Source organism: Gordonia terrae (genome assembly GCF_001698225.1).
In the GTDB taxonomy this organism is placed as follows: domain Bacteria; phylum Actinomycetota; class Actinomycetes; order Mycobacteriales; family Mycobacteriaceae; genus Gordonia; species Gordonia terrae.
Map to the genome: position 1 here is coordinate 4,453,318 of NZ_CP016594.1, position 26,102 is coordinate 4,479,419.

The 26,102-nt window shown below is 67.7% G+C and carries 24 protein-coding genes and 1 pseudogene; 13 read left to right on the forward strand and 12 right to left on the reverse strand.

Annotated features, from left to right (window positions below):
- Positions 1-9: 9 nt before the first annotated feature.
- A complete protein-coding gene (locus tag BCM27_RS19770) occupies positions 10-873 on the reverse strand; it encodes a mycofactocin-coupled SDR family oxidoreductase (RefSeq protein ID WP_004020612.1) in 864 nt (287 codons plus the stop codon).
- Between the two features lie 269 nt (positions 874-1,142).
- On the opposite strand from BCM27_RS19770, the gene BCM27_RS19775 reads away from it, so the two are divergent.
- Entirely contained in the window at positions 1,143-2,189 is a 1,047-nt protein-coding gene (locus BCM27_RS19775) for a phosphotransferase family protein (RefSeq protein ID WP_004020613.1), read from the forward strand.
- 3 nt (positions 2,190-2,192) lie between these two features.
- Entirely contained in the window at positions 2,193-3,188 is a 996-nt protein-coding gene (locus BCM27_RS19780) for an NAD-dependent epimerase/dehydratase family protein (RefSeq protein ID WP_004020614.1), read from the forward strand.
- A gap of 244 nt (positions 3,189-3,432) precedes the next feature.
- Here the strand turns inward: BCM27_RS19780 and BCM27_RS19785 are convergent, their stop codons facing one another.
- From BCM27_RS19785 to BCM27_RS19820, 8 genes are read right to left on the reverse strand one after another with little or no spacing between them, the layout of a single operon-like run.
- Complete coding sequence (locus BCM27_RS19785; protein ID WP_033206292.1) at positions 3,433-4,341, reverse strand: SDR family NAD(P)-dependent oxidoreductase; 909 nt, start codon at positions 4,339-4,341, stop codon at positions 3,433-3,435.
- Entirely contained in the window at positions 4,338-5,606 is a 1,269-nt protein-coding gene (locus tag BCM27_RS19790) for a hypothetical protein (protein WP_004022805.1), read from the reverse strand. Before BCM27_RS19790 ends, BCM27_RS19785 begins: the two co-directional genes overlap by 4 nt.
- Before the next feature lie 6 nt (positions 5,607-5,612).
- Entirely contained in the window at positions 5,613-6,158 is a 546-nt protein-coding gene (locus BCM27_RS19795) for a Cif family virulence factor (protein WP_033206330.1), read from the reverse strand.
- Positions 6,159-6,211: 53 nt separating this feature from the next.
- The gene (locus tag BCM27_RS19800) at positions 6,212-6,403 is read right to left on the reverse strand and encodes a ferredoxin (protein WP_004022803.1); all 192 of its coding nucleotides are present in this window, start codon (positions 6,401-6,403) and stop codon (positions 6,212-6,214) included.
- Positions 6,403-7,770, reverse strand: a complete 1,368-nt coding sequence (locus BCM27_RS19805) for a cytochrome P450 (protein WP_033206296.1) — start codon at positions 7,768-7,770, stop codon at positions 6,403-6,405. Before BCM27_RS19805 ends, BCM27_RS19800 begins: the two co-directional genes overlap by 1 nt.
- Positions 7,767-8,579, reverse strand: a complete 813-nt coding sequence (locus BCM27_RS19810; protein ID WP_004021998.1) for an SDR family oxidoreductase — start codon at positions 8,577-8,579, stop codon at positions 7,767-7,769. Before BCM27_RS19810 ends, BCM27_RS19805 begins: the two co-directional genes overlap by 4 nt.
- Positions 8,579-9,823, reverse strand: a complete 1,245-nt coding sequence (locus BCM27_RS19815) for a cytochrome P450 (protein ID WP_033206299.1) — start codon at positions 9,821-9,823, stop codon at positions 8,579-8,581. The genes BCM27_RS19810 and BCM27_RS19815 overlap by 1 nt, the downstream gene beginning before the upstream one ends.
- Positions 9,823-10,404: a TetR/AcrR family transcriptional regulator gene (locus BCM27_RS19820; protein WP_033206302.1), complete on the reverse strand. Its 582-nt coding sequence runs from the start codon at positions 10,402-10,404 to the stop codon at positions 9,823-9,825. Before BCM27_RS19820 ends, BCM27_RS19815 begins: the two co-directional genes overlap by 1 nt.
- Positions 10,405-10,468: 64 nt before the next feature.
- On the opposite strand from BCM27_RS19820, the gene BCM27_RS19825 reads away from it, so the two are divergent.
- The 11 genes and pseudogenes from BCM27_RS19825 to BCM27_RS19875 all read left to right on the forward strand — a co-directional run bounded on the left by BCM27_RS19825 (position 10,469) and on the right by BCM27_RS19875 (position 21,342).
- Positions 10,469-11,935: an aldehyde dehydrogenase gene (locus tag BCM27_RS19825; RefSeq protein ID WP_004020306.1), complete on the forward strand. Its 1,467-nt coding sequence runs from the start codon at positions 10,469-10,471 to the stop codon at positions 11,933-11,935.
- A 158-nt stretch (positions 11,936-12,093) separates the two neighbouring features.
- On the forward strand, positions 12,094-12,834 hold the full coding sequence (locus BCM27_RS19830; protein WP_004021165.1) for an SDR family oxidoreductase: 741 nt from the start codon (positions 12,094-12,096) through the stop codon (positions 12,832-12,834).
- Positions 12,831-13,712, forward strand: coding sequence for an NAD(P)-dependent oxidoreductase (locus BCM27_RS19835; RefSeq protein WP_004021164.1), 882 nt, complete (start codon positions 12,831-12,833; stop codon positions 13,710-13,712). The genes BCM27_RS19830 and BCM27_RS19835 overlap by 4 nt, the downstream gene beginning before the upstream one ends.
- Positions 13,709-14,098: a carboxymuconolactone decarboxylase family protein gene (locus BCM27_RS19840; RefSeq protein ID WP_004021163.1), complete on the forward strand. Its 390-nt coding sequence runs from the start codon at positions 13,709-13,711 to the stop codon at positions 14,096-14,098. The genes BCM27_RS19835 and BCM27_RS19840 overlap by 4 nt, the downstream gene beginning before the upstream one ends.
- A gap of 8 nt (positions 14,099-14,106) precedes the next feature.
- Complete coding sequence (locus tag BCM27_RS19845) at positions 14,107-15,435, forward strand: alpha/beta hydrolase domain-containing protein (RefSeq protein WP_004021162.1); 1,329 nt, start codon at positions 14,107-14,109, stop codon at positions 15,433-15,435.
- A gap of 136 nt (positions 15,436-15,571) precedes the next feature.
- Positions 15,572-16,447, forward strand: a complete 876-nt coding sequence (locus BCM27_RS19850; RefSeq protein ID WP_004021161.1) for an ABC transporter permease — start codon at positions 15,572-15,574, stop codon at positions 16,445-16,447.
- Positions 16,448-16,453: 6 nt separating this feature from the next.
- The gene (locus tag BCM27_RS19855; protein ID WP_004021160.1) at positions 16,454-17,233 is read left to right on the forward strand and encodes an ABC transporter ATP-binding protein; all 780 of its coding nucleotides are present in this window, start codon (positions 16,454-16,456) and stop codon (positions 17,231-17,233) included.
- The gene (locus tag BCM27_RS19860; protein WP_004021159.1) at positions 17,226-18,851 is read left to right on the forward strand and encodes an FAD-dependent oxidoreductase; all 1,626 of its coding nucleotides are present in this window, start codon (positions 17,226-17,228) and stop codon (positions 18,849-18,851) included. Before BCM27_RS19855 ends, BCM27_RS19860 begins: the two co-directional genes overlap by 8 nt.
- On the forward strand, positions 18,848-19,198 hold the full coding sequence (locus BCM27_RS19865) for a 4Fe-4S dicluster domain-containing protein (protein WP_004021158.1): 351 nt from the start codon (positions 18,848-18,850) through the stop codon (positions 19,196-19,198). The genes BCM27_RS19860 and BCM27_RS19865 overlap by 4 nt, the downstream gene beginning before the upstream one ends.
- Positions 19,199-19,246: 48 nt before the next feature.
- Positions 19,247-20,281, forward strand: coding sequence for an ABC transporter substrate-binding protein (locus BCM27_RS19870; RefSeq protein WP_004021157.1), 1,035 nt, complete (start codon positions 19,247-19,249; stop codon positions 20,279-20,281).
- A 17-nt stretch (positions 20,282-20,298) separates the two neighbouring features.
- Positions 20,299-21,342, forward strand: a pseudogene (locus tag BCM27_RS19875) (LLM class flavin-dependent oxidoreductase).
- A 471-nt stretch (positions 21,343-21,813) separates the two neighbouring features.
- Here the strand turns inward: BCM27_RS19875 and BCM27_RS19880 are convergent.
- The 3 genes from BCM27_RS19880 to BCM27_RS19890 are packed head-to-tail and all read right to left on the reverse strand — an operon-like array spanning position 21,814 to position 26,102.
- Positions 21,814-22,992, reverse strand: coding sequence for an alpha/beta hydrolase family protein (locus BCM27_RS19880; protein ID WP_004022623.1), 1,179 nt, complete (start codon positions 22,990-22,992; stop codon positions 21,814-21,816).
- Positions 22,989-24,446, reverse strand: coding sequence for a wax ester/triacylglycerol synthase domain-containing protein (locus BCM27_RS19885; protein WP_004022622.1), 1,458 nt, complete (start codon positions 24,444-24,446; stop codon positions 22,989-22,991). Before BCM27_RS19885 ends, BCM27_RS19880 begins: the two co-directional genes overlap by 4 nt.
- Positions 24,447-24,449: 3 nt before the next feature.
- Positions 24,450-26,102 (reverse strand): AMP-binding protein, encoded by a 1,653-nt coding sequence (locus tag BCM27_RS19890; RefSeq protein ID WP_004022621.1) that lies wholly within the window; start codon positions 26,100-26,102, stop codon positions 24,450-24,452.

Here is a 26,102-nt window from a genome sequence, read left to right on the forward strand (position 1 = left end):
GGCTCTCGTTCAGTCCGGAACGCCGGGCGGCACCGAGTTCAGGAGCGCACCGGCCTCCACCCGCATCTGTTGGCCCGTCACGAATCTGGCGGCGTCGGAGGCCAGATAGAGGACTGCTTCGGTGACGTCCTCCGGTGCGAGCAGATCGACCGGCATCGCGTGCAGCGCCGCGAACACGTCCTTGACGTCGTCATATGCCGGCTTGTCCAGGTCCGGTCGGAACAGGCGGTAGATCTCGTCGTGGTGGACCATCGCGGTGTCGACGTTTCCGGGATGAATCGCGTTGACGCGGATGCCCTTCGGCGCCAGATGACGCGCCAGGTCGTTGACGAGCCGAGCGACCGCGCGTTTGGAATGACCGTAACCGCCTGCGCCCGGCCCCGCCTGCGCGGACTCGAACGACGGCATGAACGCGGCCATCGATCCGATGCAGATGATGGACGCCCCCGACTCGAGGTACGGCAACGACAACTCGAGCGTGTTGATGATGCCGCCGAGATTGACCGCGACGGTGTTCATCCACGTCACAGAGGGGCTCTGGGGCCCGAGCGGGCTGATCCCGGCGTTGGCGACGACGATGTCGAGTCGTCCGAACTCCGCCACCGCCTCGTCGATCGCGGCCTGCAGGGCGTCGCGGCTGCGCACGTCGGCGATCTTGGCGATGACCCGCCGGTCCGTGGCGTCGACCATCTTGGCGGTCTGCTGCAGATCGTCCGGCGTGCTCATCGCGTAGTTGACCGTGGTGATCTGGTCGCAGATGTCGACGGCGATGATGTCAGCACCCTGCTCGGCCATTCGCACGGCGTGGCTCCGCCCTTGACCTCGCGCCGCACCGGTGATCAGTGCGACCTTGCCGTCGAGTCTGGTGCTCACTCGGTTCTCCTCGATGTCGGGCCGTTCGCGGTCCGGGCGGCAGGCCCGGCGCGCCGTGCACGCATCCTAAACCGGAACCATCGTCCATGTGGCCGAATGGATTTCCGGGCCCGCACGCGGCCCCGTGGCTCACCGGAGATCCGCACGACGCGGACCGGATGCATCCCTGGACACCAGTCCACCGACTGGGTAGTGTCGCACCAACGGTCGGACGTGAGCGCCATCACACTCGCTGCCCATTTCCGCCGGCCGGTCGAAAGGATGCCCGCGTGCCCGAGATCGCCGAGATCCCCATCTGCGTCGAGGATCTGACTCCCACATGGTTGACGGAACTGCTGGCGAGCAACGGCCACCCGACGATCATCGAATCCATCACCGCAGAACCGGTGGGCACCGGACAGATGGCCGGCTCGTACCGGTTGACGTTGAAACACGCTGGCAAGTCGGACATCCCGGAAACGATCGTCGCCAAGCTGGCAACCGGGGACACCGCACAACGGGAGCTCGGCTCGGGTGTGTTCCGTAACGAGGTGCGCTTCTACCGGGATCTCGCTGCGGGTTTCACCGTGCCGACGCCCACCTGCTTCGCCACGACGATCTCCGACGCGGGCACCGAGTTCGTGCTGCTGCTCGAGGACATGGGCAGCGCCGTCCAGGGCGATCAGATCTCCGGATGTTCGGCCGCACAGGCCGAGTCGGTCGCCGTCGCGGCCGCGGGCCTGCATGCACCCCGCTGGAACGACCCCACGCTCTTGGCGGAGATCCCGCTGCCCACCGCCTCCGATCGCGAGGTGATGGAGTCGATACTCGGCCCCATGGCCGAGCTGTATCGCGATCGTTTCGCGCCCGACGGTCTGTCGTCGTCGGCCATCGACTGGCTGGTCCACGAGGCCGGTGACTGGCTCGTCGCACCGTTGACGAACACCGCCCTCATCCACGGTGATCTGCGCGTCGACAACATTCTCTTCGGACCGCTGGGCGAGGTCACGGTCATCGACTGGCAGACCATCACCACCGGCAACCCACTCCGGGACATCGCCTTCCTGCTGAGCACCAGCCTGACGACCGAGGACCGTCGCCGACACGAACGCGGCATCGTGGCGTCGTATCATCGCGCGCTGGTCACCGCGGGTGTCGAGAACTACACGCTCGACGAATGTTGGGACGACTATGTCGGCAATCTGATCCAGGCACCGCTCATCATCGTCTTCGGTTCCGCCGCTGCGCAACCCACCGAGCGTGGCACGGCGATGTTCGACGCCATGCTGTCGCGCAGCGCGGCCGCCATCGACGATCTCACCCCCGGCGGTCTCTGACCCGTGCCGTCACTCGTCATCGGCGGCAACGGATTCCTCGGCTCCCGCCTCGTGCGCCGACTGATCGACTCCGGCGACGACGTCCGCGTTCTGACCCGCTCGACGAGTGACCTCCGATCGCTCATCGGGCTCGACGTCGAGCACGTCACCGGCGATCTGTTCGACGACGCATCCCTCGAGCGAGCCATGCGCGGTTGCGAAGTGGTGTTCCACTGCGCCGTCGACACCCGCGCATGGTTGCGCGATGCCACTCCGCTCTACCGCACGAACGTCGATGCGCTGCGGTCGGTGCTGGACGTCGCCGCCCGGCAGTCGTTGCGCAGGTTCGTGTTCACCAGCAGTATCGCCACCATCGGTCGGGTTCGGGGTCGCCCGGCGACCGAAGCCGATCGGTTCAACTGGTCGCGACAGGCACCCGAATACGTGAAGAGTCGCGTGGCGGCCGAGAACCTGGTGCTGGAGCGGGCCCGGGACGGCGCCGTGCCCGCGGTCGCCATGTGCGTCGCCAACACCTACGGCCCTGGCGACTGGCAGCCCACACCACACGGAGCATTCGTCGCCGGTGCGGCACTCGGCAAGCTGCCGTTCAGCATTCGCGGGTGCCGCGCCGAGTCCGTCGGCATCGACGACGCGGCGTCGGCGCTCCACCTCGCGGCCGATCATGGCGAGGTGGGCGAACGCTACATCGTCTCCGAGCGCGCGATCGACACCGGCGAGGTCGTGTCGATCGCGGCGGCAACGGCAGATCGCCCGCCCCCACGACTGGTGCTGAACAGGGCCGCGCTCTATGCCTGCGGCGCGGCGGGTTCCGCGCGGGCCGTGCTGACCCGGAAGCCGGTGCAGTTGACGATCCCCTCGGTCCGGTTGATGCATTTCATGTCCGAGATGGATCACGGCAAGGCCGAGCGTGACCTCGGTTGGCATCCGCGCCCGGTGACCCAGGCCATCGCCGACGGCGCCCGCTTCTGGCTCGAGCGCCGCGCCGCGCGCCACCCCTGATCCGAAGGAACCGCAAAACCCACTGGTCCCTGAGGTGCGAGGAGCGATAGCGACGAGCCACGAAGGGCCTGGTGAGGCACCTTGCGAGCCCTTCGTGGCTCGCTTCGCTCGCACCTCAGGGAGCAGTGATCTGGCCGCTTCGCTCGCACCTCAGGGAGCAGTGATTTGGCCGCTTCGCTCGCACCTCAGGGAGCTGTGTGTGTGGTTCTCTCGGCTTGGGGAGCAGTGTTCTGTATCCCTCGGATCACCGCTCAGCAGGCCCCGCCAGGATGCCGGCGAGTTCGTCCAGGCTGTAGGGCGAGGTGTCCTTGTGGTCGCGGTAGGCGACGAAGCCCGCCTGCTGCGACTCGAATCGGCCGATGAAACCTCCCGCAGCGCTGAAGATCTCACCGGTCACGTGCTCGGCCGCGTCGCTGGACAGGAACACGTACAGCGGTGCGACGTACTCGGGTGGGGCGGGATCGAGTGCCGCGTCACGCGTGAGATCGTCGAGTATCCCGCGCCGGTGGAGTCCTTCGATGTGGGCGACGTAGTCGTCACCGGAGGACAATCGCGACTTCGCGCCCGGCATCACCACATTGACGCGTACCCGGTGATCCCGGAGGTCGGCGGCTGCGGCGAGGGCGAGCGCGTTGACGCCACCCTTCGCGGCCGGATAACCACTGCCACCGAACATTCCGAGCGACGCGGCCGAACCCGTGAGCACGACCGACCCCGACCCCTGCTCGACGAACACCCTTCCCGCGGCCTGCAGGAGGTGGAAGGCGCTCATCAGATGCGCGTCGACCTGGGCGCGGAACTCCTCCGCGGAGATCGTCAGGACCGTCGACCCGGGTGGTTCGGCGATGCCGGCACAGTTGATGGCGATGTCGAGGGCGCCGAATTCCGTCAGTGCGGTCTCGACCATCGTCTGGGCCACCCCGTCATCGCCCGCGGAGCCGGGCACGCCCACGGCGTAGCCTCCGCCCCCGCGGATCTCGGCCACCGTGTCGGCGACGGCCTGCGAATCCCGGCCGTTGACGACGACCGAGACACCCTGGCCCGACAGCGCGTACGAGACGGCGAGACCGATACCCCGGGTCGCCCCCGCGACCACGGCGACCCGACCCCCGAGTCCCGCGCCACCGGGTGACCAGCCGTCGCCGGAGGTCACGCCGAGCTGCCCACCGGCGTGATCGGGATCGACCGCCCGCGGTCGACGAATTCGAAACTCGCACCCCCGCTGAAGCGCGCGACGGCCACCTCGCCGTACTCCTTCTGCGGACTGTCCGCCTTGGTGATCCGGACGACGAGATCGCCGTCGGCTTCGATCGCATCCGCGACGACGAGGTACGGATCGACAGCGGTGGCGGCAGCCTGCAGCGGCTCGATGTGGTCGATATCGAGGATGGACGTCCAGCCGCCGTCGGTCATCGCCTCGGAATCCCGGGGGATGCGGACGACGACCGTGTCCCCGTCGGCCTCGGCGGTCAGCCCGGTGTACTGGGCCGGACCGAAACACGGGTGCAGGGCGAGCACCTGCGCGAGACCGGCGGCGTCGGTGGACACGCCGAGCGCGACCCGAATCCGGTCGGCGGCGAGTCCGGCGATGCCGGTCAACTGCTTACGGAAGATCTCGATGGCCTGCGCGTCGCTCTCGGCGTACCGACGCACGCTGACCAGAAAGCCCAGCGACAACAGCTGGTGTTGCAGTGCGACCTCTTCGGCGACCCGCACCAGAGCCGACGTCGACCACTCCGCGAACTGCAGGTCCTCGACGAGCGGACCGCGGTAGTCGACCCAGCCGTCGGACGCGGTGGTGTCGATGGCCGACAGAACGAGTTGCCCCGCCCGGGTCTCGAACATGTCCACCGAATCCGGTGGCAGCGGCAACTCGTCACGATCCGGTTCGATCGTCACCGTCCACTCGCAGTGCGGCGTGCGATCGACCGGACGGCGCGGCGGCCGGTGGACCGGACGGATCCGCGCGCGCCGATTGGTGGCGATGGCCGTCGCGTCGAAGGTGGGGTCCTCGATGTCGTGACACATGGTGGTCACGTAGTCGTCACCGAGCGGTTCGACGTCGAGCAGGGCGCCGCAGTGATCGAGCACGAAGGAACCGTGGTACTCGTCGTCGATCCGGTAGCGGAAGTCCATGAACTGCGGCGGCGCACCGATGTCGAGCTGCAGACACTTGAACATGTCCTCGACGCCGTCACCGTCGATCCCCAGAGCGCTACGCATCCGGTGTGTGTAGACCGGGCTGGCCGCCATCCACTCCTCGATGGCGACCTTCCCCATCACGTCCCGGCCGAAAGCGCTGATGAGGTGCGCCATCCCGCTGCGGTCGATCATCTGGCCCGACAACAACAGTTCCGGTACGAGCACGGCGAGCTGATCCTGACTCAGACCTTGATAGGTCGGGGCTGTGGAAGTCATGTCAGCTCACCAGAACGCGACCGGGGCCTTGCCGAAGTCGTACCACCCCGGCAGATTTCCGGGCGCCGACTTCTCCACTCGCTTCAGCATCGGCTCGCTCATCGCGTTGTTCTTCATCATCTCGATGAACAGCGCGGAGACGTTCCCGTAGTCGAAGAAGTCACGCTGCCAGCGGAACTGGAAGTTGCCGCCGTACTTGAACCAGCTGCCCTGGATGCCCTCGAGCGCGTAATGGCTGCCGTCCTCGCGGGTGCCCTCGTAGATCTGCTTCCACAGTCCGATCATGTCGCCGGTCCGGTCATCGATGACCCAGGCCTGGTAGGGATACTCCCACCCCTGCAGACCTTCCATCTCCTGGCCGAGGGCGAGCTCGCGGATCTCCTCGCGACCCACGGCCATGAAGTCCTTGTTGGGGCCGTAGTTCCACCCGTAGGTGGCGTCCTCGGTGTAGAAGTCGGCCAGGGGCTTCCAATCCCCCGCCTTCTCGGCCTCGATGTTGGCGGCGAGCCACCGTTCCTTCATCTCGTCGAGTTCGGCACGGTCAAAAGACATGTGTTCCACCTTCATTCGGTCGTTCAGGTCGTGCGTGGGAGGTGATCGGGAATTCAGCCCTCGATGATCCGGAGGGCTTGGGTCGGGCAGTAGTGCACGCCGGCCTCGACCTCGGCGCGCTGGGATTCGTCAGGGGTCGCGTCGAGGATCTCCACATGGTCGGTGTGCGCGGCGAAGACCTCGGGCGCCTCGAGCTCACACATCCCATGCCCCTGGCAGAGGTCCAGGTCCACCTCGACGCGCATCACGCGTCCTGACGCTTGCGATAGGCGACGCGACAGGGCTGCTGCAATTGGACGACCATCTTGGAATGGTCGTTGCGGTAGCTCTCCGGGGGCTGGAGCATCTCGAACTCGTAGTTCTGGAAGAGCACCGAGAAGATCGCCTTCAGCTGCATGATCGCGAATTGCGCACCGACGCAACGATGACGACCGGCGCCGAAGGGGATCCAGGTCCACCGATTGACCAGATCCTCTTGCCGCGGCTTGTCGTAACGGTCGGGGTCGAAGGCGTCCGCCTCGGGGAAGTCCTCGGGCAGCCGGTTGGAGATCGCCGGTGAGACGGCGATCGATTGCCCGGCCTTCACCTCGAAGTCCTCGACGTGGAAGTCGTTCTGCACCACGCGCATGAGGATGATGAGCGGCGGGTGCAGCCGCAGCGCTTCTTTGAGCGCGTTCTCGAGCTGCGGCATCTGACGGGTGTGCGCGAAGGTGTATTCCGGGCGCTCACCGGGCGGGGTCTCGCCGTAGATCTCGTCGAGCTCCTCGTACACCCGTCGCATGTAGTCGGGATTGCGCAAGAGTTCGATGAGGGTCCACGCGGCGGTGCCCGACGTCGTGTGGTGGCCCGCGAACATCATCGAGATGAACATGCCGGTGATGGTGTTCGCGTCGAAGCCGACCTGGACGAGGACGTCCATCAGGTCCCGGTCTTCCTTGTTCTCGGTCGGGTTCGCGATTCGCTCGTCCATCACGCCCTGGATGAACTCGACCAGTTCGGCCCGGGCCTCGTCGCGCTTGCGGAAGCTCTCGATGTCGGCCTTGTAGTCCACATACGCGATCGGGTCGGTGCCCTTCTCGAGGTCGTGGAACAGGTGGGCGATGTGCCCGCTGAGCCGCTCCCGGAACTTCCGACCGATGAGGCACGACGACGAGGTGTACAGCGTCAGTTCGGAGAAGAAGTCGAGCAGGTCGATCTCCCCCTCGTCGCCCCACTCGGCGATGATCCGCTCGACCTCGTTGGGGATGGTCACCGCGTGCTGCTTCATGTGTGCGCCCTTGAGCGCCGAGTTGTGGATCGCCTTCGACCGCTCCTCGGGGCTGGTGTCGAACACGACGCCCTCACCGAACACCGGTGTCATGAACGGATAGGCGGCCGCCTGGTCCAGATCCTCTTCGGGCGCGCGGAAGAACTCCTCACTCGCCGCCGATCCCGAGACCAGCACCACCTCGCGGTCGGCGAGCTGGAACATGCCGACGTCACCGCATTCCTCGCGGACGCGCCAGAACAGCGAGATCGGGTCGGTGGCGAGTTCGTCGAGATGTCCGTGTTCGCCCTCGCCACCCGAGACGCGATTCGGTTGCTTCAGGCCTGATTCGGTGATGGCGGTCATCCATCCGTCCCCTTCTCCTGTACTGCCTGTCGTTTCTTGTCGCTGACTGCGCCTTCGGCCTCCACCTCGACCGACCGCATGTGCGCCCCGCGCGGCATGGTCACCATCGCCGCGACGGCCTGCGCGATGTGTTCGGGCGAGAGGAAATTGCCGTGGCGGGCCAGACCATGTGTGATCCAGTCGTTGAGCATGTCCTCGGTCGTCGTCGGATCCAGGTTCATCCCCATGCCGGTGAGGGTCTGTCCGGGACGGACGACCCCGGCCCGCACACCGGTCCCCTCGAGTTCGAGCTGGATGGTCGCGACGAGTCCGTCGATGCCCGACTTCGCGGCGACGTAGGCCGACGACCACGGCCGGGGGTGGATGGCGACGTCGGACCCGATGAACACGAAATCGCCTCGCGCACGGTCGATCATGCCGCCGATCACCGCGCGGTAGATCCGGTAGGCGCCGGTGAGATGGATGTTGATCTGATCCGCGAAGTGGTCGGTGCCGGTCTCGTAGGAGAGACCGACCGCGAGGTCACCGGCGCCGGCGACCACGATCTCCAGCGGCCCCAGGGCGGCCTCGGCCTTCGCCACGCAGTCGGGCACCGACTGCTCGTCGGTGACGTCGAGCGGCACTGCCACGGCCTCACCTCCGGCGGCGGTGATCGTGTCGGCCAGTTCCTGCAACTTCGCCACCCGGCGGGCGGCGAGGGCTACGGGATGGCCGGCCGCCGAGAGGAATTCGGCGGTGGCTGCGCCGATGCCCGACGACGCGCCCGCGACCAGGACCGGTCGGCGCTCGGGATGGGGTCGAAAAGCCATCAGCGCACCGTCACCTTCACCGGGAGCTCGGCGAAGCCGCGCACGTTCACCGAGTGGACCCGCACCGCCTTGTCGACGTCGATGTCCACCGCCCGGATCGATTTCACGACCTCGGTCAGGCCGATGTTCGCCTCCAGTCGCGCGAGGTGCGCACCGAGGCAGAAGTGCGCGCCCAGGCCGAAGCTCATCAGGGCCTGGCTGCAGTCGCGGCCGATCTCGTACCGGTCGGCGTCGGCGCCGAACACCTCGACGTCGCGGTTCGCCGAACCGACGAGCAGGAGAACGCGGTCGCCCGCCGGGATCACGAAGTCGCCGTAGGGGGCGTCTTCGATGACCCGCCGCACGACGATCTGCGTCGAGTTGTCGTAGCGCAGCGTCTCCTCGGTCCAGTCCGGGACGACGAGTTCCGGGTCGGTGAAGACCTTGGCGAGCTCGTCGGGATTGCGCCAGCCCCAATACAGGGCATTGGCAAGCAGTTTGGTGGTGGTCTCGTTGCCCGCCACCACCATCAGGACCATGAATCCGACGATCTCGTCCTCGGTGAGCTTCGTCTTCTCACGGGTCTCGTCGTCATCGATCTCGGCCGCGATGAGGGCCGAGACCAGATCCTCGCCGGGGTTCTTGCGGCGGTCGGCGATGAGCTCCGAATAGTACTTGTGCAGTTCGATGTACGCGTACACCGCCGCCTCGGGGAGGTCGAGGTCGCCGTCCTCTCGATGCAGCAGTAGGTCGGACTGGTGGCGCAACCGGGTGCGATCGGCTTCGGGCACACCCAGCAGTTCGGACACGACGTCCATCGGGAGCAGGGCGGCGAAGTCGTGCACGAAGTCGAATTCGCCCTTGTCCAGGCACTTGCTCCAGTGCTGGTGCGTGAGAGCGGTGATCCGGCCGGTCAGTTCGTTGACGCGGCGGGGCGTGAAGCCCTTCGAGACCAGTTTGCGGATGCGCATGTGCTTTGGGTCGTCCATGGCGAGGAACGACATCGACTTGTGCGCGTCGGGACCGTACGCCGAGGGGTCCATCGACACGCCCCAGCTGTTCGAGAGTCGTTGGGTGTCACGGAATCCGGCCCGAACGTCGGCGTGTCCGGCGAGCGCCCAGAAGTTCATCCCACCGTGGTAGTAGACCGGCGCCTCCGCGCGGAGACGGGAATAGGTCGGATAGGGGTCCTCGTGGAAACCATAGGCATACGGGTCGAAGGGGAGCTCGCGCTCCATCCCCGGCACCGTCGTCGTTTCGGTCATCACTTCTCCATCAGTAGATGTGCGGCTGCGACAAGACGTTCGGAGGTCTGCTCGTAGGTCATGTGCCCCATGCCGGCGTAGACCAGCCCGCCGGAATAGATCATCTCCAGTGCGTCGAGCAGCGGGCCCGGGTTCTCGGGGTCCTCTTCGAGAGCGGCGGCGAGACGACGCCGGATGAATGCGCCGATCCGCACGCGCAGGTGTTCGACGTCGGGGTCGCTGCCCAGCAGGGCCACGGTCACCGCACCACCGAGCTGGCCCTCGCCGGCCACGACCAGCGCGACCTCGCGGAGCACCTGTGCGACCCGCTCGCTCCGCGGCGCACCGGGATCCGGTTCGAGCACCCCGGCTGAGAGACGACGCCAGAACACCTCGGCGACGAGGTGACTCTTCGACGAGAAGTATGTGTACGCGGTGGCCGGCGCGACCCCGGCGATCTTGGCCACCGACCGCACGGTGAGACCGTCGAAACCCTCGGCGTTCAGCACGTCGACCGCGGCATCGGTGAGACGTGTGACCGTCTCCGCCTGCTGCTGGGTCAGCCGGCGACGAGTGGATTCCTGAGACACGGGGCTGGACATGTGAGCCACGCTACACTAGCTTTGAACGCGAGTCCAGACACCTGTCCAGATGGAGTTCCAGCTCATGCCTCTTCGCCCCGTATCCGCGTCGGATCTGTTGATCGACGGCAAGCTCACCCCCGGGAGCGGCGGCGTCTTCGACGTCGTCAATCCCGCGACCGAGGAGGTCATCGGGCAGGCGGCCGACGCCACCGCGGCCGACATGGATGCCGCCATCGCAGCCGCGCGTACCGCTTTCGACACCACCGACTGGTCGCGCGATCACGCCTTCCGCGCTCGCTGTCTGCGTCAGTTGCGCGACGCACTGCTCGCCCACGGCGACGAACTCCGCGACCTCACGATCGCCGAGGTGGGGTGCCCGTCGTTCCTCACCCACGGCCCGCAGTTCGAGGGACCGGTGACGGATCTCGGCTACTTCGCCGACCTCGCCGAGAGCTACGAGTGGACCAGCGACCTCGGCACCGCGAAGCCGATGGGGCTGAAAAACCACCGCGAACTGCGCTCGGAGGCCGTAGGGGTCGTCGGCGCGATCACCCCGTGGAACTTCCCGCACCAGATCAACTTCGCCAAGATCGGACCCGCGCTCGCCGCCGGGTGCACGGTGGTGCTCAAGCCCGCACCCGACACCCCCTGGTGCGCAGCGCTCGTCGGCAAGGTGGTCGCCGAGGAGACAGACTTCCCGCCGGGCGTCCTCAACATCGTCACCTCGACCGACCACCAGCTCGGCGCTCAGCTCAGCACCGACCCCCGCGTCGACCTTGTCTCGTTCACCGGCTCGACCGCCACGGGCAAGAAGGTGATGGCAGCCGCCGCCGAGTCACTGAAAAAGGTGTTTCTCGAGCTCGGCGGCAAGTCGGCCTTCATCGTCCTCGACGACGCCGACATCGGATCCGCCTGCGCCATGGCCGCGTTCAACGTCGTCACCCATGCCGGCCAGGGGTGCGCGATCACGACGCGTCTCGTGGTGCCGCGCACCGCACTCGACGAGGCGATCACCGCGACCCGCGACGCGATGGCAGGGCTGCCCGCCGGGGACCCGACCGACGGCGGCACCATCTGCGGACCGGTCATCTCCGCCCGGCAGCGTCAGCGCATCGAGTCCTACATCGAACTCGCCACCAGCGAGGGGGGCACCATCGAGGTCGGGGGTGGCCGCCCCGCCGACAAACCCGCCGGATTCTTCGTCGAGCCGACCCTGATCTCGGGACTGGACAACTCTGCGCGCGTCGCGCAGGAGGAGATCTTCGGGCCGGTGCTGGTCATCATCCCCCACGACGGCGACGACGACGCCATCCGCATCGCCAACGACTCGCCGTACGGCCTGTCCGGCATGGTCTACGGAACCGATGAGGAGCGGATCAACAAGGTGGTCAACGGAGTACGCACCGGGACGATTGGCGTCAACGGCGGCATCTGGTATTCCGCCGACGTCCCGTTCGGCGGTTTCAAACAGTCCGGCATCGGCCGCGAGATGGGCGTCGCCGGTTTCGAGGAGTACCTGGAGACCAAGGCCGTCGCCCGCCCCGCATGACCCTTCGAGGCTCGTCGACCTCGACGCGCTCCTTCGTCGCTTGCTCGGCCCGGCGGCTATCGCTCCTCGCACCTCAGGGAGCAGATTCCACCGCTCCCTGAGGTGCGAGCGCAGCGAGCCACGAAGGGCCAGCCATCAACCACACAGAAAGCAGGACAATGAGTTCCAAGCGTTTCGAGAACAAGACCATCATCGTCACCGGCGCGGCCGGCGGGATCGGTGAGGCGTACGCACGTGCGCTCGCCGCGGAAGGCGCGAACGTCGTGGTCGCCGACCTCGCCGACGAGAAGGGCAAACTGGTCGCCGCCGACATCGGTGGGCTCTACGTCAGCACCGATGTCGCCGACGAGGATTCGGCGAAGGCGCTCGCCGCCGCCACCGTCGAGGCCTACGGTTCTATCGACGGTCTGGTGAACAACGCCGCGATCTACGGCGGGATGAAGCTCGACTTCCTCATCACCGTGCCCTGGGACTACTACAAGAAGTTCATGAGCGTGAACCTCGACGGCGCGCTCAACGTGACCCGCGCGGTCTTTCCGCACATGACCAACGGCGGTGGCGCCATCGTCAACCAGTCCTCGACCGCCGCATGGCTGTACAGCGGTTTCTACGGTCTGGCCAAGGTCGGGGTGAACGGTCTGACCCAGCAGCTCGCCACCGAGCTCGGCGGGCAGAACATCCGTGTCAACGCGATCGCCCCCGGCCCCATCGACACCGAGGCCACCCGGACCACGACGCCCAAGGAGATGGTGGCCGACATCGTGAACCGGCTGCCGCTGAAGCGTTTCGGCACCCCCGAGGACCTCGTCGGCATGTGCCTGTTCCTGCTGTCCGACGAGGCCGGATGGATCACCGGCCAGATCTTCAACGTCGACGGCGGCCAGGTCATCCGCTCATGAGTGAGTCGTCCCCCGTCCGTCTGGGGTATGTCGGACTCGGCAACATCGGTGGGCCGATGGCCGGGAGTCTGGCCGCCTGGGCCGGCGGGCTGACGGTGTTCGACCTGTCGTCCGAGGCCATCACGAAGGTCGTCGAGAAGGGCGCCACCGCTGCGGAATCGCTCGCCGACCTCGCCGCGTCGGCCGACATCATCGGGATCTGCGTCCTCGACGACGCCCAGGTGCGTTCGGTGGTTGCCGGGCCGGACGGCCTGCTGACGACAGCGCGACCGGGCACCGTCATCACCGTCCATTCGACGATCGCGCCGGAGACCGCCGTCGAGCTCGCCGAGCAGTGCGCGGCACGGGAGGTCACGCTGCTCGACGCCCCGATCTCCGGTGGCGCGATGGGAGCGGCGTCGGGCCGGCTCGCAATCATGGTGGGCGGACCGCGAGACGCGTACGAGAAGCTGAAGGAACCGTTCGCGCTCACCGCCGACATGCTCGTCCATGCGGGTCCCGAGGTCGGCGCGGGCACCCGGATGAAGCTGGCCCGCAACCTGCTTCACTTCATCTCGTTCACCGCGACCACCGAGGCCGCGCGCCTGGCCGAGGCCGCCGGTATCGACATCACCAAACTCGGCAAGGTGGTCCGCCATTCCGACGCCGTGACCGGCGGGGCGGGGGCGATCATGTTGCGCGACACCACTGCGGCCGTTGCGGCCGACGATCCCTGGTACGGCATCCTCACCGGAGTTCGTACCCTGGGTGAGAAGGACCTGACGCTCGCCCTTGCTCTCGGCGAGGAACTCGGCGTCGAGCTGCCACTCGGGCAGCTCGCGTTGCGGAACCTGGCCGCGGGGCTCGGTGTCCCCCACCTCGAAGGAGAACCGGCATGACCCGATCCAACATCTCCGACGATGCACCCGACGAGGCACGCAGACGCGGTCTCGCCAAGATGTCCGAGGTGTACGGCTGGGAGGTGAGCGACGGCCCGGGTGACTACTTCGCGCACACCGCCGACCAGGTGTTCGGCAACGTGTGGGCCCGGGACGGCCTCACGAACCGAGACCGCCGGTTGCTCCTGCTCGGGGCGCTCGCCGCGAGCAACAACATCGACGTCGCCGAGATCCAGGCCGGTGCCGCCCTCGGGAACGGGGAGCTCACGCCCGAGCAGCTCGAGGAGATCAGTCTCTTCCTCTGCTATTACGTCGGCTGGCCGCAGGGCACCAAGATGCACTTCATGTTCGGCGAGGTGATCAAGCAGCACCGGAAGAAGAAGTGAGCCGACTCATGCGTTTTCGTGTTCTGGGCGGCGGCAACGGATGTTCGTTGCTGAGCGCCTCACCCCTGCCCGACCTCGTCGCCGCCGGATACACCGACACCGAGTACGCGGCGTCCGGGACCGCCGACTCGGTCGTCGGCGAGACCGGCGCGCCGGCCGCCGGGTTCACGACCCGGATCGTCGTCCGTCGACCCGCGGACGCCGCGGCGTTCAGCGGCTGTGTCGTCGTCGAGTGGCTGAACGTCAGCAGTGGTGCCGACGCCGCACCCGAATACTCCTATGTGGCTGCCGAACTCGTTCGCGCCGGGCACGCATGGGTGGGCGTGTCGGCGCAGTACGTCGGCGTCGAGGGCGGGGCGGGTTCGGTCGGTGTGGACACCGGTGCCCCGCAGAGCCTGGCCACGAAGGACCCGGAACGGTATGCGGGCCTACGGCACCCCGGTGATGCGTACTGCTACGACATCTTCAGTTCAGTCGGGCGGGCCGTTCGCGAGACCGCCGCCGGCGGCCACCCGCTAGAGGATCTGCCGGTCTCCACCGTGCTCGCGGTCGGCGAGTCGCAATCGGCGATGGCTCTGACGACCTATGTCAACATCATCGGCCCGGATGCGGCGCCCTTCGACGGATACCTCATCCACAGCCGTGCGGCCGCCGGACTGCCCGCAGGCGCAGTCGGTTCAGGAGTAGACGTGGCGACCGTCTTCGACTGCGAACCCACCACGATCCGCACCGACCTGGACGCACCGGTCTTCGTGGTGCAGACCGAGACCGACGTCCTGACCAATTTCCGCTATCACGCCGTGCGGCAACCGGACTCCGATCGGCTCCGCGTGTGGGAGATGGCGGGCACGGCCCACGCCGATCTCCACCAGGTCGGCGACTTCGAGGAATTCCTCGGCTGCCCCGACCCCGTCAACCGGGGCCAGCAGCGGTTCGTCCTGCGATCGGCGTTGCGACACCTTCGGTCCTGGGCCGAAGGGGGCGATCCGCCTCCGGTGGCCGAACCACTGGCTCTCCGGGATGCCGGCGGCATCGACCCCGTCTTCGAGCTCGACGACATGGGCAATGTCCGGGGCGGGGTTCGCACACCATGTGTCGACGCGCCGACCCAGGTCCTCAGCGGGATCGTCGCCGACCCGGTCTCCCGGATCTGTCTGTTGTTCGGAACGACGTCACCGGTGCCCGCCGCCGATCTGGTGGCGCGGTATGGGACGCGCGATGAGTACGAGAAGCACTACCGGAATGCAGCCGACGCCGCGATCGCGGGCGGATTCGTGCTCACCGAGGACCGCGACGAGCTGCTCGCCGACGCCCATCCGGAACTGATCCCGGACTGAACCCGAACCGGCCGTCCGCCGATCACTCTCGGCGCGCGGCGGTTTGAAAATCACCATGACTCCAACGGTGCCGACGGGGTCGAGTTCTCAGTAGCGTTCCAGAAGTCCTGCCAGCCCCTCTCCCAGGCGGATTTCGATGACTCTAGAACTCACGACACCGGTCGGTGTCGCATCCGGCCCGTCCGCGGCCGGGCCCGTCGACGTGCCGTCCGACGGCCTGGCGGCACGGACGCGTCGGCGACGGCTCACCCGTCACGCCGCGACTCGCACACTGCGCCAGTCCATCGGGCTGATCCTGGTAGTCGTCATCTGGCAGCTCGGTGCGCGCGGATGGCTCGGTGCGACCACTCCCGCGCCCACCGAGGTGGTCGAGGCGGGGTGGGACCTGATCAGCACCGGTGAACTCTGGACCCACCTGGCCGCGTCGGGACGTCGCGTCGCGATCGGGCTGGCGATCGGAATCGCCATCGGCGCGGTACTGGGCGCGGCCGCCGGACTTTTCAAGGTGGCCGAGGACCTCGTCAATGCACCGGTCCAGGTGCTGCGGATGATGCCCGCCGTCGCCCTCGTCCCGGTCTTCATCATCTGGTTCGGGATCGGCGACTCGTTCAAGATCGCCTTGATCATCGTCGCCCCGATCTTCCCCATCTATCTCAACTTTCTCGCCGGGATCCGGGGAGTGGACCAAAAGCTCGTCGAAGCCGCCGAATCGCTGGAACTGACGCGCTTCGAACTCGTTCGATACGTCGTCCTACCGGGCGCACTGCCGCAGATCTTCGTCGGTCTGCGGCAGGCACTCGGCATCGGCTGGCTCGTCCTAGTCGTCGCCGAGATGCAGACCACTCCAGTCGGTTTGGGCTTCCTTATGAACGACGCCAAGGAGTACCTCCGGACCGATCAGATCTTCCTGGTCCTGGTCATCTATGCGGTACTCGGACTGCTCACCGACATCGCCGTGCGGCTACTCGAGCGCCGATTCCTGTCGTGGCGCAACGGATTCGAGGGAAGGTGAGGTGAGATGACGGAGAATCGCATCGACGGCGTCCGAGTCACCGGGGCCGCACGGGAATTCGACGGTCGGCGAGTGCTCGACCGCGTCGATCTGACCATCGAACGGGGCGAATTCGTCGCATTGCTCGGCGCGAGCGGTTCCGGGAAGAGCACGCTGCTCCGCGGTATCGGCGGTCTCGACCGCGGCTTCACCGGAACGATCGAGGCGCCCTCGGCGAAGGCGATCGTCTTCCAAGAACATCGGCTCATGCCGTGGATGTCGGTGTGGCGCAACGTTGCCCTCGGGTTACGGGGCGGCGACACCGAGGCCCGCGCTCTGCGAGCACTCGACGAGGTGGGGCTCGCGGCCAAGTCCGACGCCTGGCCGTCCACCCTCTCGGGTGGCGAAGCCCAACGCACCGCGCTCGCACGGGCACTCGTCCGGGAGCCCGACCTGCTGCTGCTCGACGAACCCTTCGGCGCGCTCGACGCCCTCACCCGGATCAACGCCCAGCGTCTCGTGGCCCGCCTGTGGGAAGCACACCGTCCGGCAACGCTGCTCGTGACGCACGATGTCGAGGAGGCCCTACTCCTCGCGGATCGCGCGCTGATCCTGCGAGCCGGCCGGATCGCGCAGGACATCATCGTCGATCTGCCACGGCCACGCCGGATCACCGACCCCGAGTTCGTAGCCCTCCGTTCGCAACTGCTCGCCGGACTGGGCGTCGGCGGCAGCGACGCCGAATCCAGCGTCCCAACAACGACATCCACAGCGACACCGACACCCCGGGAGTTCACCAATGTCTGACGTACTGACCCTGTCCACAGACGTGCTGGTGATCGGCGGCGGCCCCGCTGCCACCTGGGCCGCCATCCACGCCCGCGACGCCGGAGCCGAGGTGATCCTCGCGGACAAGGGCTACTGCGGCTCATCGGGGACGACGGCCCCGGCCGGGACCGGCGTCTGGTACGTCGCTCCGGACCCGGAGAAGCGCTCGGCGGCGAAGGCGAGTCGCGAAGCACTCGGCGGGTATCTCGCAGACCATGCCTGGATGGACCGGGTCCTCGACAAGACCTACGCGAACATGCACCGACTGGGCACCGAGGGCCGTTACCCGTTCCCGATCGACGAGCACACCGGGGAACCCATCCGCACCGGGGTGCAGGGACCGGAGTACATGCGCCGCATGCGCGCGTGGGTCCGACGCCGCGGTGTGCGGATCCTCGATCACTCCCCGGTCCTGGAACTCCTCACCGACAGCGAGGGTGCCGTGCGAGGAGCCGCCGGACACCAGCGACAGACCGGCCGCGACTTCCGGGTGTCGGCCGGCTCGGTGGTCGTCGCGACCGGCGGATGCGCATTCTTGTCCAAGGCTCTGGGCAGCAACGTCGACACCGGCGACGGGGCGCTGATGGCGGCCGAGGTCGGTGCCTCCTTCTCGGGGATGGAGTTCGCCAACGCGTACGCGATCGTGCCGAAGGGCTCCACGGTGACCAAGACCGCGTATTACGGGTATGCCACCTTCTTTCACGCCGACGGACGCATCGTCGAGGGTGCGGGGTCGACGAAGGGGCGGTCGGTGATCGCGCGGACGCTGCTGCAGGAGAAGGTCTACGCGCAGCTCGACCGGGCCGATGAGCGGGTGGCGGCGCAGATGCGCCAGGGCCAGCCCAACTTCTTCCTGCAGTTCGACCGCCGGGGCATCAACCCGTTCACCGACCGGTTCGAGGTCGACCTGCTCGCCGAGGGCACCGTTCGCGGAACCGGTGGCATCGACATCGTCGACGCGGACTGCTGGACCGGCGTTCCAGGGCTGTATGCGGCCGGGGATGCCGCCACCCGCGAGCGCATCTGCGGCGGATTCACCGGCGGGGGCAGCCACAACTCCGCCTGGGCGATGTCGTCGGGCAGCTTCGCCGGTGCGGCCGCGGCACGAGCTGCCCGCGACGCGGGCGGGGCGGGCCCGCTCGATCGGCTGTCCGGCGCCGGCACCGTCGGATTGGGCACCGCCCGGGGCGGGGTCACGCCCGACGAACTGGTGACCGCCGCACAGGGCGAGCTCATCCCGTTCGAGAAGAACTACCTGCGTCACGGAGACCGCATGACCCCGGCGCTGAACGCTCTGGACTCGCTGTGGAAGGAGATCGCCGGACCGGCCTACGGCGCCCGGACACCGGCCGGACGCGTACGCGCACGAGAGGCGGCTGCGATCACCGCCGTCGGACGGTGGATCTACCGGTCCGCGCTCGCCCGCACCGAATCCCGCGGGATGAGCAAGCGCGCCGACCACCCCGACCTCGACCCGGCACTGGGCGATCACGTCCGCACCGGAGGACTCACCGATGTTTGGGTCGCGACACCCGGTTCGACCGCCCGCCGGCCCGACCACCCCGCTCCGCGGCTCGCCGTCGGTGTTCCCGCATGATCGAGCTCGTCGTCGCGTCGGCGTGTATCGCCTGCGACAAGTGTGTGAATGCCTGCCCGACCAACGTCTTCGACACCGGGCCCGACGGCGTGCCGACGATCGCCCGGCAATCGGACTGTCAGACATGCTTCATGTGTGAGGCGTACTGCCCCACCGATGCTCTCTACGTGAGTCCGGAGTCGTCCCCGCTCGGCGCCGGCGACACCGTGCCGCTCGAGCTGGTCGGCACCTATCGGGAACGTCTCGGCTGGGGCAAGGGACGCTCGCCCGGAAGCCTGACCGCGGTCGGACCGCCCATCCCGCACGGAGACCCGCCACCCCGGCTCGTCGAGCAGCACACCGACTGACCGGCTCACCTCGTTCCCCCGCTCCCAGCTTCACAGAACAGAGAAACCATGCCCACCAGAACATCTTTCGGACCACCGCTGCGTCGGATCAGACGCGCGATCGCACTGCTGTCGGCCGGCGTGGCGCTGACGGCAATGGCCGCCTGCGGATCTGACGACGCATCGTCGGCGCAGCGCGAGGTCATCGACACACTCCGGATCGGGGTCATCGGCTCCAGCAATGTGATCGCCGGTCCGGTCGGCTTCGCCCACAGCCGCGGGGAACTTCTCGAGGCGTTGGCCCCGCTCGGCGTCGACAACGTCGAGGTCTTCAGCTTTCCGAACGGACCCGATCTCAATCAAGCACTGATCGGTGGACGTCTCGACGTCGCGAGCTACGGTGACACCCCCGCGCTCGTCGCCCGCGGCTCGGGTCTGCAGACTCGCCTGCTGACGATCAACCAGTTCGACAACGATGCCGGCGTGGTCGCCAAAGACCCGTCGATCCGTTCGCTGGCCGATCTGGCCGGCAAGAACATCGGCGTGCCGAAGGGGTCCTACATCGACCGCTATCTACGGGGCGCATTGGCCGAGCGGGGCATCACCGCGAATCTGATCCACCTGTATCCGGCCGATCAGGAGGCTCCGCTGAACTCTGGTGAGATCGATGGCGCGGCGCTGCCCGGCGTCATCCCGTCCGTGGCGCTGCAGACCTTCGAGGGCAAGGGGTTCCACCTCGTGGACTCGGTCTACCGGGACCATCCCGATCTCGCCGGCACCAGCGTGACGGTGAGCAGCGAGCAGTTCCTGGAGAAGAACCCGGAATTCGCCGCGACGTGGCAGCAACTGCACGCGTCGTCGGTCCGCTACGCGAAGGCGAACTGGGACGAGTACCTGCGATTCGAGCTGGGCAACTCCAAGGCACCCGAAGCCGCGGTCCGTGCCGCGGCCAACCCGGAGGGCTATTCCGAGGAGGCGTTCCCCGCGCGCGCCGTCGAATTGCTCACCGGCACCAAAGCCTTCCTGGTCCAACAGGGCAGCATCGATGACGACTTCGAACTCGACTCCTGGCTCCAGCGTCCCACCCCGGGACCGAACCCGTGACCGGGCCTCGATTCGGTGTGTGGGCCAATGTCTACGGCACGTGGGCCTCGGCACACCATCCCGCCGACCCGGTAGACGCGTCCTGGGAGCGCAACCTGGCACTGGTCCGCCGCGCGGAGGAACTCGGGTTTCACAGCACACTGATCGCCCAGCACGTGATCAACCCGTTCTCGTCGGAATGGGATCAGCTCGAGACATGGACCTCGGCAGCCGCACTCGCCGCGTCGACGTCCACGATCGAATTGATCGCCGCCATCAAGCCGCTGCTGTTCCATCCGGTGGTGTTGGCCAAACAGGCCGCCAACATCGAGGAGATCTCCGGTGGTCGACTGTCCCTGAACGTCGTCAACGCATGATTCCGTCCCGAGCTCGAGAAGGCCGGGATCGCGTTCCCCGAGCACGACGATCGCTACGGGTACGGCGTCGAATGGTTGACCATCGTCCGCAAGTTGCTCAGCGGGGAGAGGGTCTCGCACGAGGGACGGTATTTCAGCATCGACGACTATCAGATCAACCCCACCGGACGTTTCCGGTCACGTCCGGAGATCTACGTCGGCGGAGAATCCGATCCGGCCCGCGACCTGGTGGCGGCCCAGGGCGACGTGTGGTTCATCAATGGTCAACCGATCGAGCGGGTCCGAGAACTCATCGCCGACGTCGGCCGGCGCGAACGGACCGGCGCGCCTATCCGTTACGGACTGTCGGCCTTCGTGATCGCCCGTGACGCTGCCGAATCCGCTCAGCGCGAGCTCGATCACCACTGGAAGCTGAACGAGCTCGATCAGCCCGTCCTGGCGAACATCGCCGGCGGTGCCGACGAGAAGGCGGTGATGTTCCAGACGTTCGCGCGCTACCCCGCGATCGGCACGAACGGCGGTACCGCAGCCGGGCTCGTCGGGTCCTACGACGAGGTGGCCGACCGGATCGCGGACTTCCATCGGGCCGGGATCGAGACGTTCATGCTGCAGTTCCAGCCCTTCGAGGCCGAGATGGAACGCTTTGCGGCGGAGGTGGTCCCGCGCGTGCACGAGCGCCTCGGAGCGGCTGTCGCGGCTCCCTGAAGTGCGAGCGAAGCGAGCCTCACCCAGCCCCCTGAGGTGCGAGCGAAGCGAGCCCACCCAGCCCCCTGAGGTGCGAGCGAAGCGAGCCTCACCCAGCCCCCTGAGGTGCGAGCGAAGCGAGCCTCGAAGGGCTCATCCCTCACCGGACCCTTCGAGGCTCGTCGCTATCGCTCCTCGCACCTCAGGGAGCAACGGACGCCCGAGCCCATACGCGCAACAACCTCAGGGAGCAACGGACGCCCGAGCCCATACGCGCAACAACCTCAGGGAGCAACGGACGCCCGAGCCCATACGCGCAACAACCTCAGGGAGCGGAGGACGCCCGAGGGGCGCACTCACTCAACTTGATTCGTGACCGACAGACCTCACCTCGACTCCCAGACTTCGATCGAAGTCTGGGAGTCGAGGTGAGGTCTGTCGGTCGGGCGAGCCGATGGTCTTGTCTGCTTTCTGACGGGAACTGCGCTGCCCTCACATCAGCGAGCGCAGGCCGCGTTCATTGTCGGACCGAGGGGCCGAGGGCGGGGAGGCGCGCAGGAACTCGTCGGTGGCCTGCCGGATACTGCCCGAGATGGCGTGTCCGACATGACTACCGGAGTACCAGTGCACCTGACCGCCCCAATGGCGGTGTAGCTGTTGGGCGGCGGACACCGAGGTGACGCGGTCGTTGAGCGCCGCGACGACCATTCGCCGCTCGGGCGTCGGAATCGGTTCCACCGACAGCGGATTGATCACCGACGACACCGCGCGGACCGGTTCGCTGCGCATCAGCGAGGCCAGATGACGGCCCTTGGATCCGCCGCGCTCCATGTGATGGGCGAGGGTGGCGTGCATCTCCAGCATCGGCACGACGGCGAGGACCGAACTGACGCGGGGATCCATCGAGGCGACCATGGCCGCGATCGGGCCGCCGAGCGACGTCCCCGCGATCGCGATGTCGGCGGGCTCCTGACCCTCGATCCAGGTGATCAGCGAACGGATCTCGGCGATCGCCCGAATCGTGATGACGGTGTTGACCAGCGGATCGAAGCCCGGGTAGGCGACCTTCTCGACTCGGCGGGAGCCATGTGCCGGGAGGACGGGGAACACCACGTCGTAGCCCAGCTTGTTGTACAGATTGGCCGCGCGGAACGCGTAGAGATCGTCGGCGCGCCCCTGCGCCGCCCCGTGGACCCAGATCAGCCAGCGACGACCGGCCCGGCGCCGCGAGAGCACACGTACCGAGGCGATCCCGTCGGCGTAGGGGTCGGCGGCGGCGATCGACTCCGGGAGGGGCACTGCCACCGAGTAGTCGATGTGATCGAACGAGGTGGTCCCGAAGGTCTTCCGGTCACGCGAGACGATGCCGGGCGGCCCGGGGTCGAGGTGGATTCCCGAGGGTCCCAACGCGGCCAACTCCTCTGCGACACCGGTGCATCGGTGTACGCACTGCTCCACGAACTCGATCGGCGGGATGTCCCGGATCACCGAGTTGATCGCGATGAACAGCTCGTCGACGGCGGTCTCCCCGACCATCCGCGGACCGCAGTCCGCCGCCGGAACGCCCGCCCCCGGGTCGCCGCGACCGGCCGCACGCGAACTGCCGATCGCACGCGGCACCACCTTCGCGAACAACCCCAGCCGAGCTGCTCCGGACTCCCAGTCGATCAACTCGCCTCCTGCGCCATCGCGTCATCGCTCTCGTTCTCGCCCACCGTCTGCCGTTCGAGCGCGTCAGCGGCTTCGACGGCCGCATCCGCCACCCGCCTCAGGAACCGGGCGGGGTCGGGCATCGACTCCGGCGTCGCGATGAGGCCCATGCTGAGCTTGCCGGCGTAGCTGTACGTGGTGAGGTTGACGTCGGCTGGAGCGATGGCCAGTGCGAACGAGATCCAGTCGACGACCTCGATGTCCCCGACCCACCGCGTGGTGCGCGGACCGGGCATGTTAGCGGTGGTGATGTTGTTCATCACCAGCGGTGCACGATTCGCGGCCAGACCGCGGAAGATCGGGCCGAGCCGTCCGGTGTAGGTGGCCAGTACGTCGGTGAGTTCGAATCCGACGGCGCGCCGGCAGTGCACGGTGGCGGCGCAGCTCGCCCCCGTGGCCGCGATCCGCTCGACCGGGTCGGCCAGATCCGACCGCAGATACGCCATGGCCGTAGCGATCTCGTTGCCCTGAACACGCGTCGAGGCCAGGTCCTTGCACACTCCGAAGATGGACACCGCGACTCCCGGTTCTTCGCCGCGAGCGATCAGTTCGGCCCGGATCGCCCCGGCGATGACCCCGTGCAGCGCACCGTTCACGGTCGTGCCGGTGGCGAGCGCGAGTCGCTGCACGGCGGCGAGCGGAATGTCCCCGGACGCACAGATCCGGTCGGCGCCGCTGCGCGCGTTGAAGCTCGTCCGACGGACCGTCAACGGTTTCGGGATGAGGTCGGCGTTGCCGGCCTTGCGTTTCGCCGAGAATGCGCGCACCAGGGCCGACGCCGCGGACGGCAGATCGCGGATCATGCGCCGGGACTCCGAGCGCGCTGCACGCGTGAGTTCGTCGTCGTCGTGATCGACCCGGGTGCGGTCGACCGGCGCCTGTCCGACGCGCTCGTCGGGCCCGGCGGTGGCGGCCATGAAGGTGTTCAGTGCGGCGAGTCCGTCGGCGACGGCGTGATGGACGCGCACCACGACCGCCTGCCGCCCGCCGGCGAGACCGTGAACGAGGGTCAGCCCCCACAGCGGTCGGCTGCGGTCGAGTTGCCGGACCGCGAGTTCGGACAGGATCTCGTCGAGCTCGGCACGTCCCCCCGGCGCGGCGACCCATCGCTCGTCCAGGTGCTGCCACACGTCGAAGTCGTTGTCGCGCACCCAGAACGGACGGGCGCCGTGTCCGCGCGCCCAGGCGAGCCGCTGGGTCGCGCGTGGAAACATCCCGAGGTGGTCGGGCAGGACGCCGGCGATCTCGGTCAGGCTGAGAGGACGGCCCCGCCGGGCGGTGTCGAGAACCGCAACCTTGAGCGTGTGCATCGGGTTCGACGCCGACTCCATGTTGAGCATGAGCGCGTCGGGACCGGACATCCGTTCGGCGTCCGGAGTTCTGCTGGATCGGTCGATCTGCCTGACAGAATGCATGATTCAGCTCACCTTCCGTTGATTCGACGGGCCGGCATCGAGTTCGCGCTTGAGGATCTTGCCGGTGGCGTTGCGCGGCAGTTCGTCGAGGAAGTACACGTCGCGCGGGACCTTGAACCCGGCCAGTTGGTCACGGACCTGCTGCTGGATGTCGTCGGCGCCGATCTGCGCTCGCGGGGCCCGCACCACGTGGGCGACGAGTCGCTGACCGAATCTGTCGTCGTCGACACCGGTCACCGCGACCTCGAGCACCTCGTCGAGGGCGCCGATCACCTGCTCGACCTCGAGCGGGTACACGTTCTCCCCGCCCGACACGATCATCTCGTCGTCGCGACCGACGACGAAGAGCAGGCCGTTCTCGTCGAAGCGGCCGATATCGCCCGAGACCATGTGCCCGTCGCTGAAAGCCTTGGAGTCCGAACTGGTGTAGCCGTCGAAGCCGGAGTTGTTCGCGACCACGATGCGGCCGACCTCGCCGACGGGGACCTCTCGGTCGTCGTCGCCGAGAATGCGGACACTGGTACCGATGAGCGGTCGACCGGCGGTGTCCGGCGCGACGCGAAGATCGGCGGGGGTGGCGGTGGTGATGAGCCCGGCCTCGGTGGCGTTGTAGCTGTTGTAGACCACGTCGCCGTACCGGTCGAGGAATGCGACGAGTGCGTCGGAGCGCATCCGCGACCCGCTCGCGGTGGCGAAGCGCAGAGTCGGCATCGGATGGTCGTCGAGGACCTCGTCGGGGAGATCGGTGATGCGCTCGAGCATCACCGGTACGACGGCGAGGCCGGTCGCCGCGTGGTCGCGGACCAGTTCGAGCGTCGCCACCGGATCAAAGCGGCGGCGCATGATCATCGTGCACGTCATCGTCGCCGCGATCGCCACCTGCCCGAACCCCCACGCATGGAAGATCGGCGCCGCGATGACAGTCGATTCGCCTGCGCGCCACGGAATCCTGTCCAGCATCGCCGCCAGGGAGGCGACGTCGGTGCTCCCGCCGCGACGCGCTCCCTTCGGCGTTCCGGTGGTTCCCGAGGTCAGCAACACGATGCGGCCGGCGCGAGCGGGCCGTCCGGGACGGGTTCCGCTGTTCGCACCGATCAGGCCGTCGACGGTGGCGCCCCGGTCCGACTCGCCCTCCGTCCACGCGTGGATTCGCCTCATCTCCGGAAGTCGCTGCGCCGCAGGCTCGACGACGGCGTCGAACTCGTCGTCGGAGATGAGGACGTCGGCCTGCTCACGGGCGAGTACGTCGGCGAGCTGGGGTCCGGCGAAGCCGGTGTTGAGGAGCACGGCATCGGCACCGAGCCGCGACGTCGCGGCGAGCGCCTCGATGAGACCGCGATGGTTGCGGCACAGGATGGCGACGGTGGCGACGGACGCGCCGGGGAGGTCACGGAGTCCGACGGCGAGTGCGTCGCAGCGGGCGTCGAGTTCACGCCAGGTGAGCTGTCCCGCCTCGTCGATGAGCGCGATGCCATCGGGATCGCGCGCCGCGGCGAGGCCGATCCCGCTCACCGGCGACGCACCGCCGTGCCGACGGAGGTTGAGCCCCATACGGATGTAGCGGTCGACTCTCGACGAGCCGAGGAAGCCACTGCGGATCAGGGTACGAACGAGCCACAACGCGGTGGTGACGCGCTCGCGGAGGTGCGAGATCAT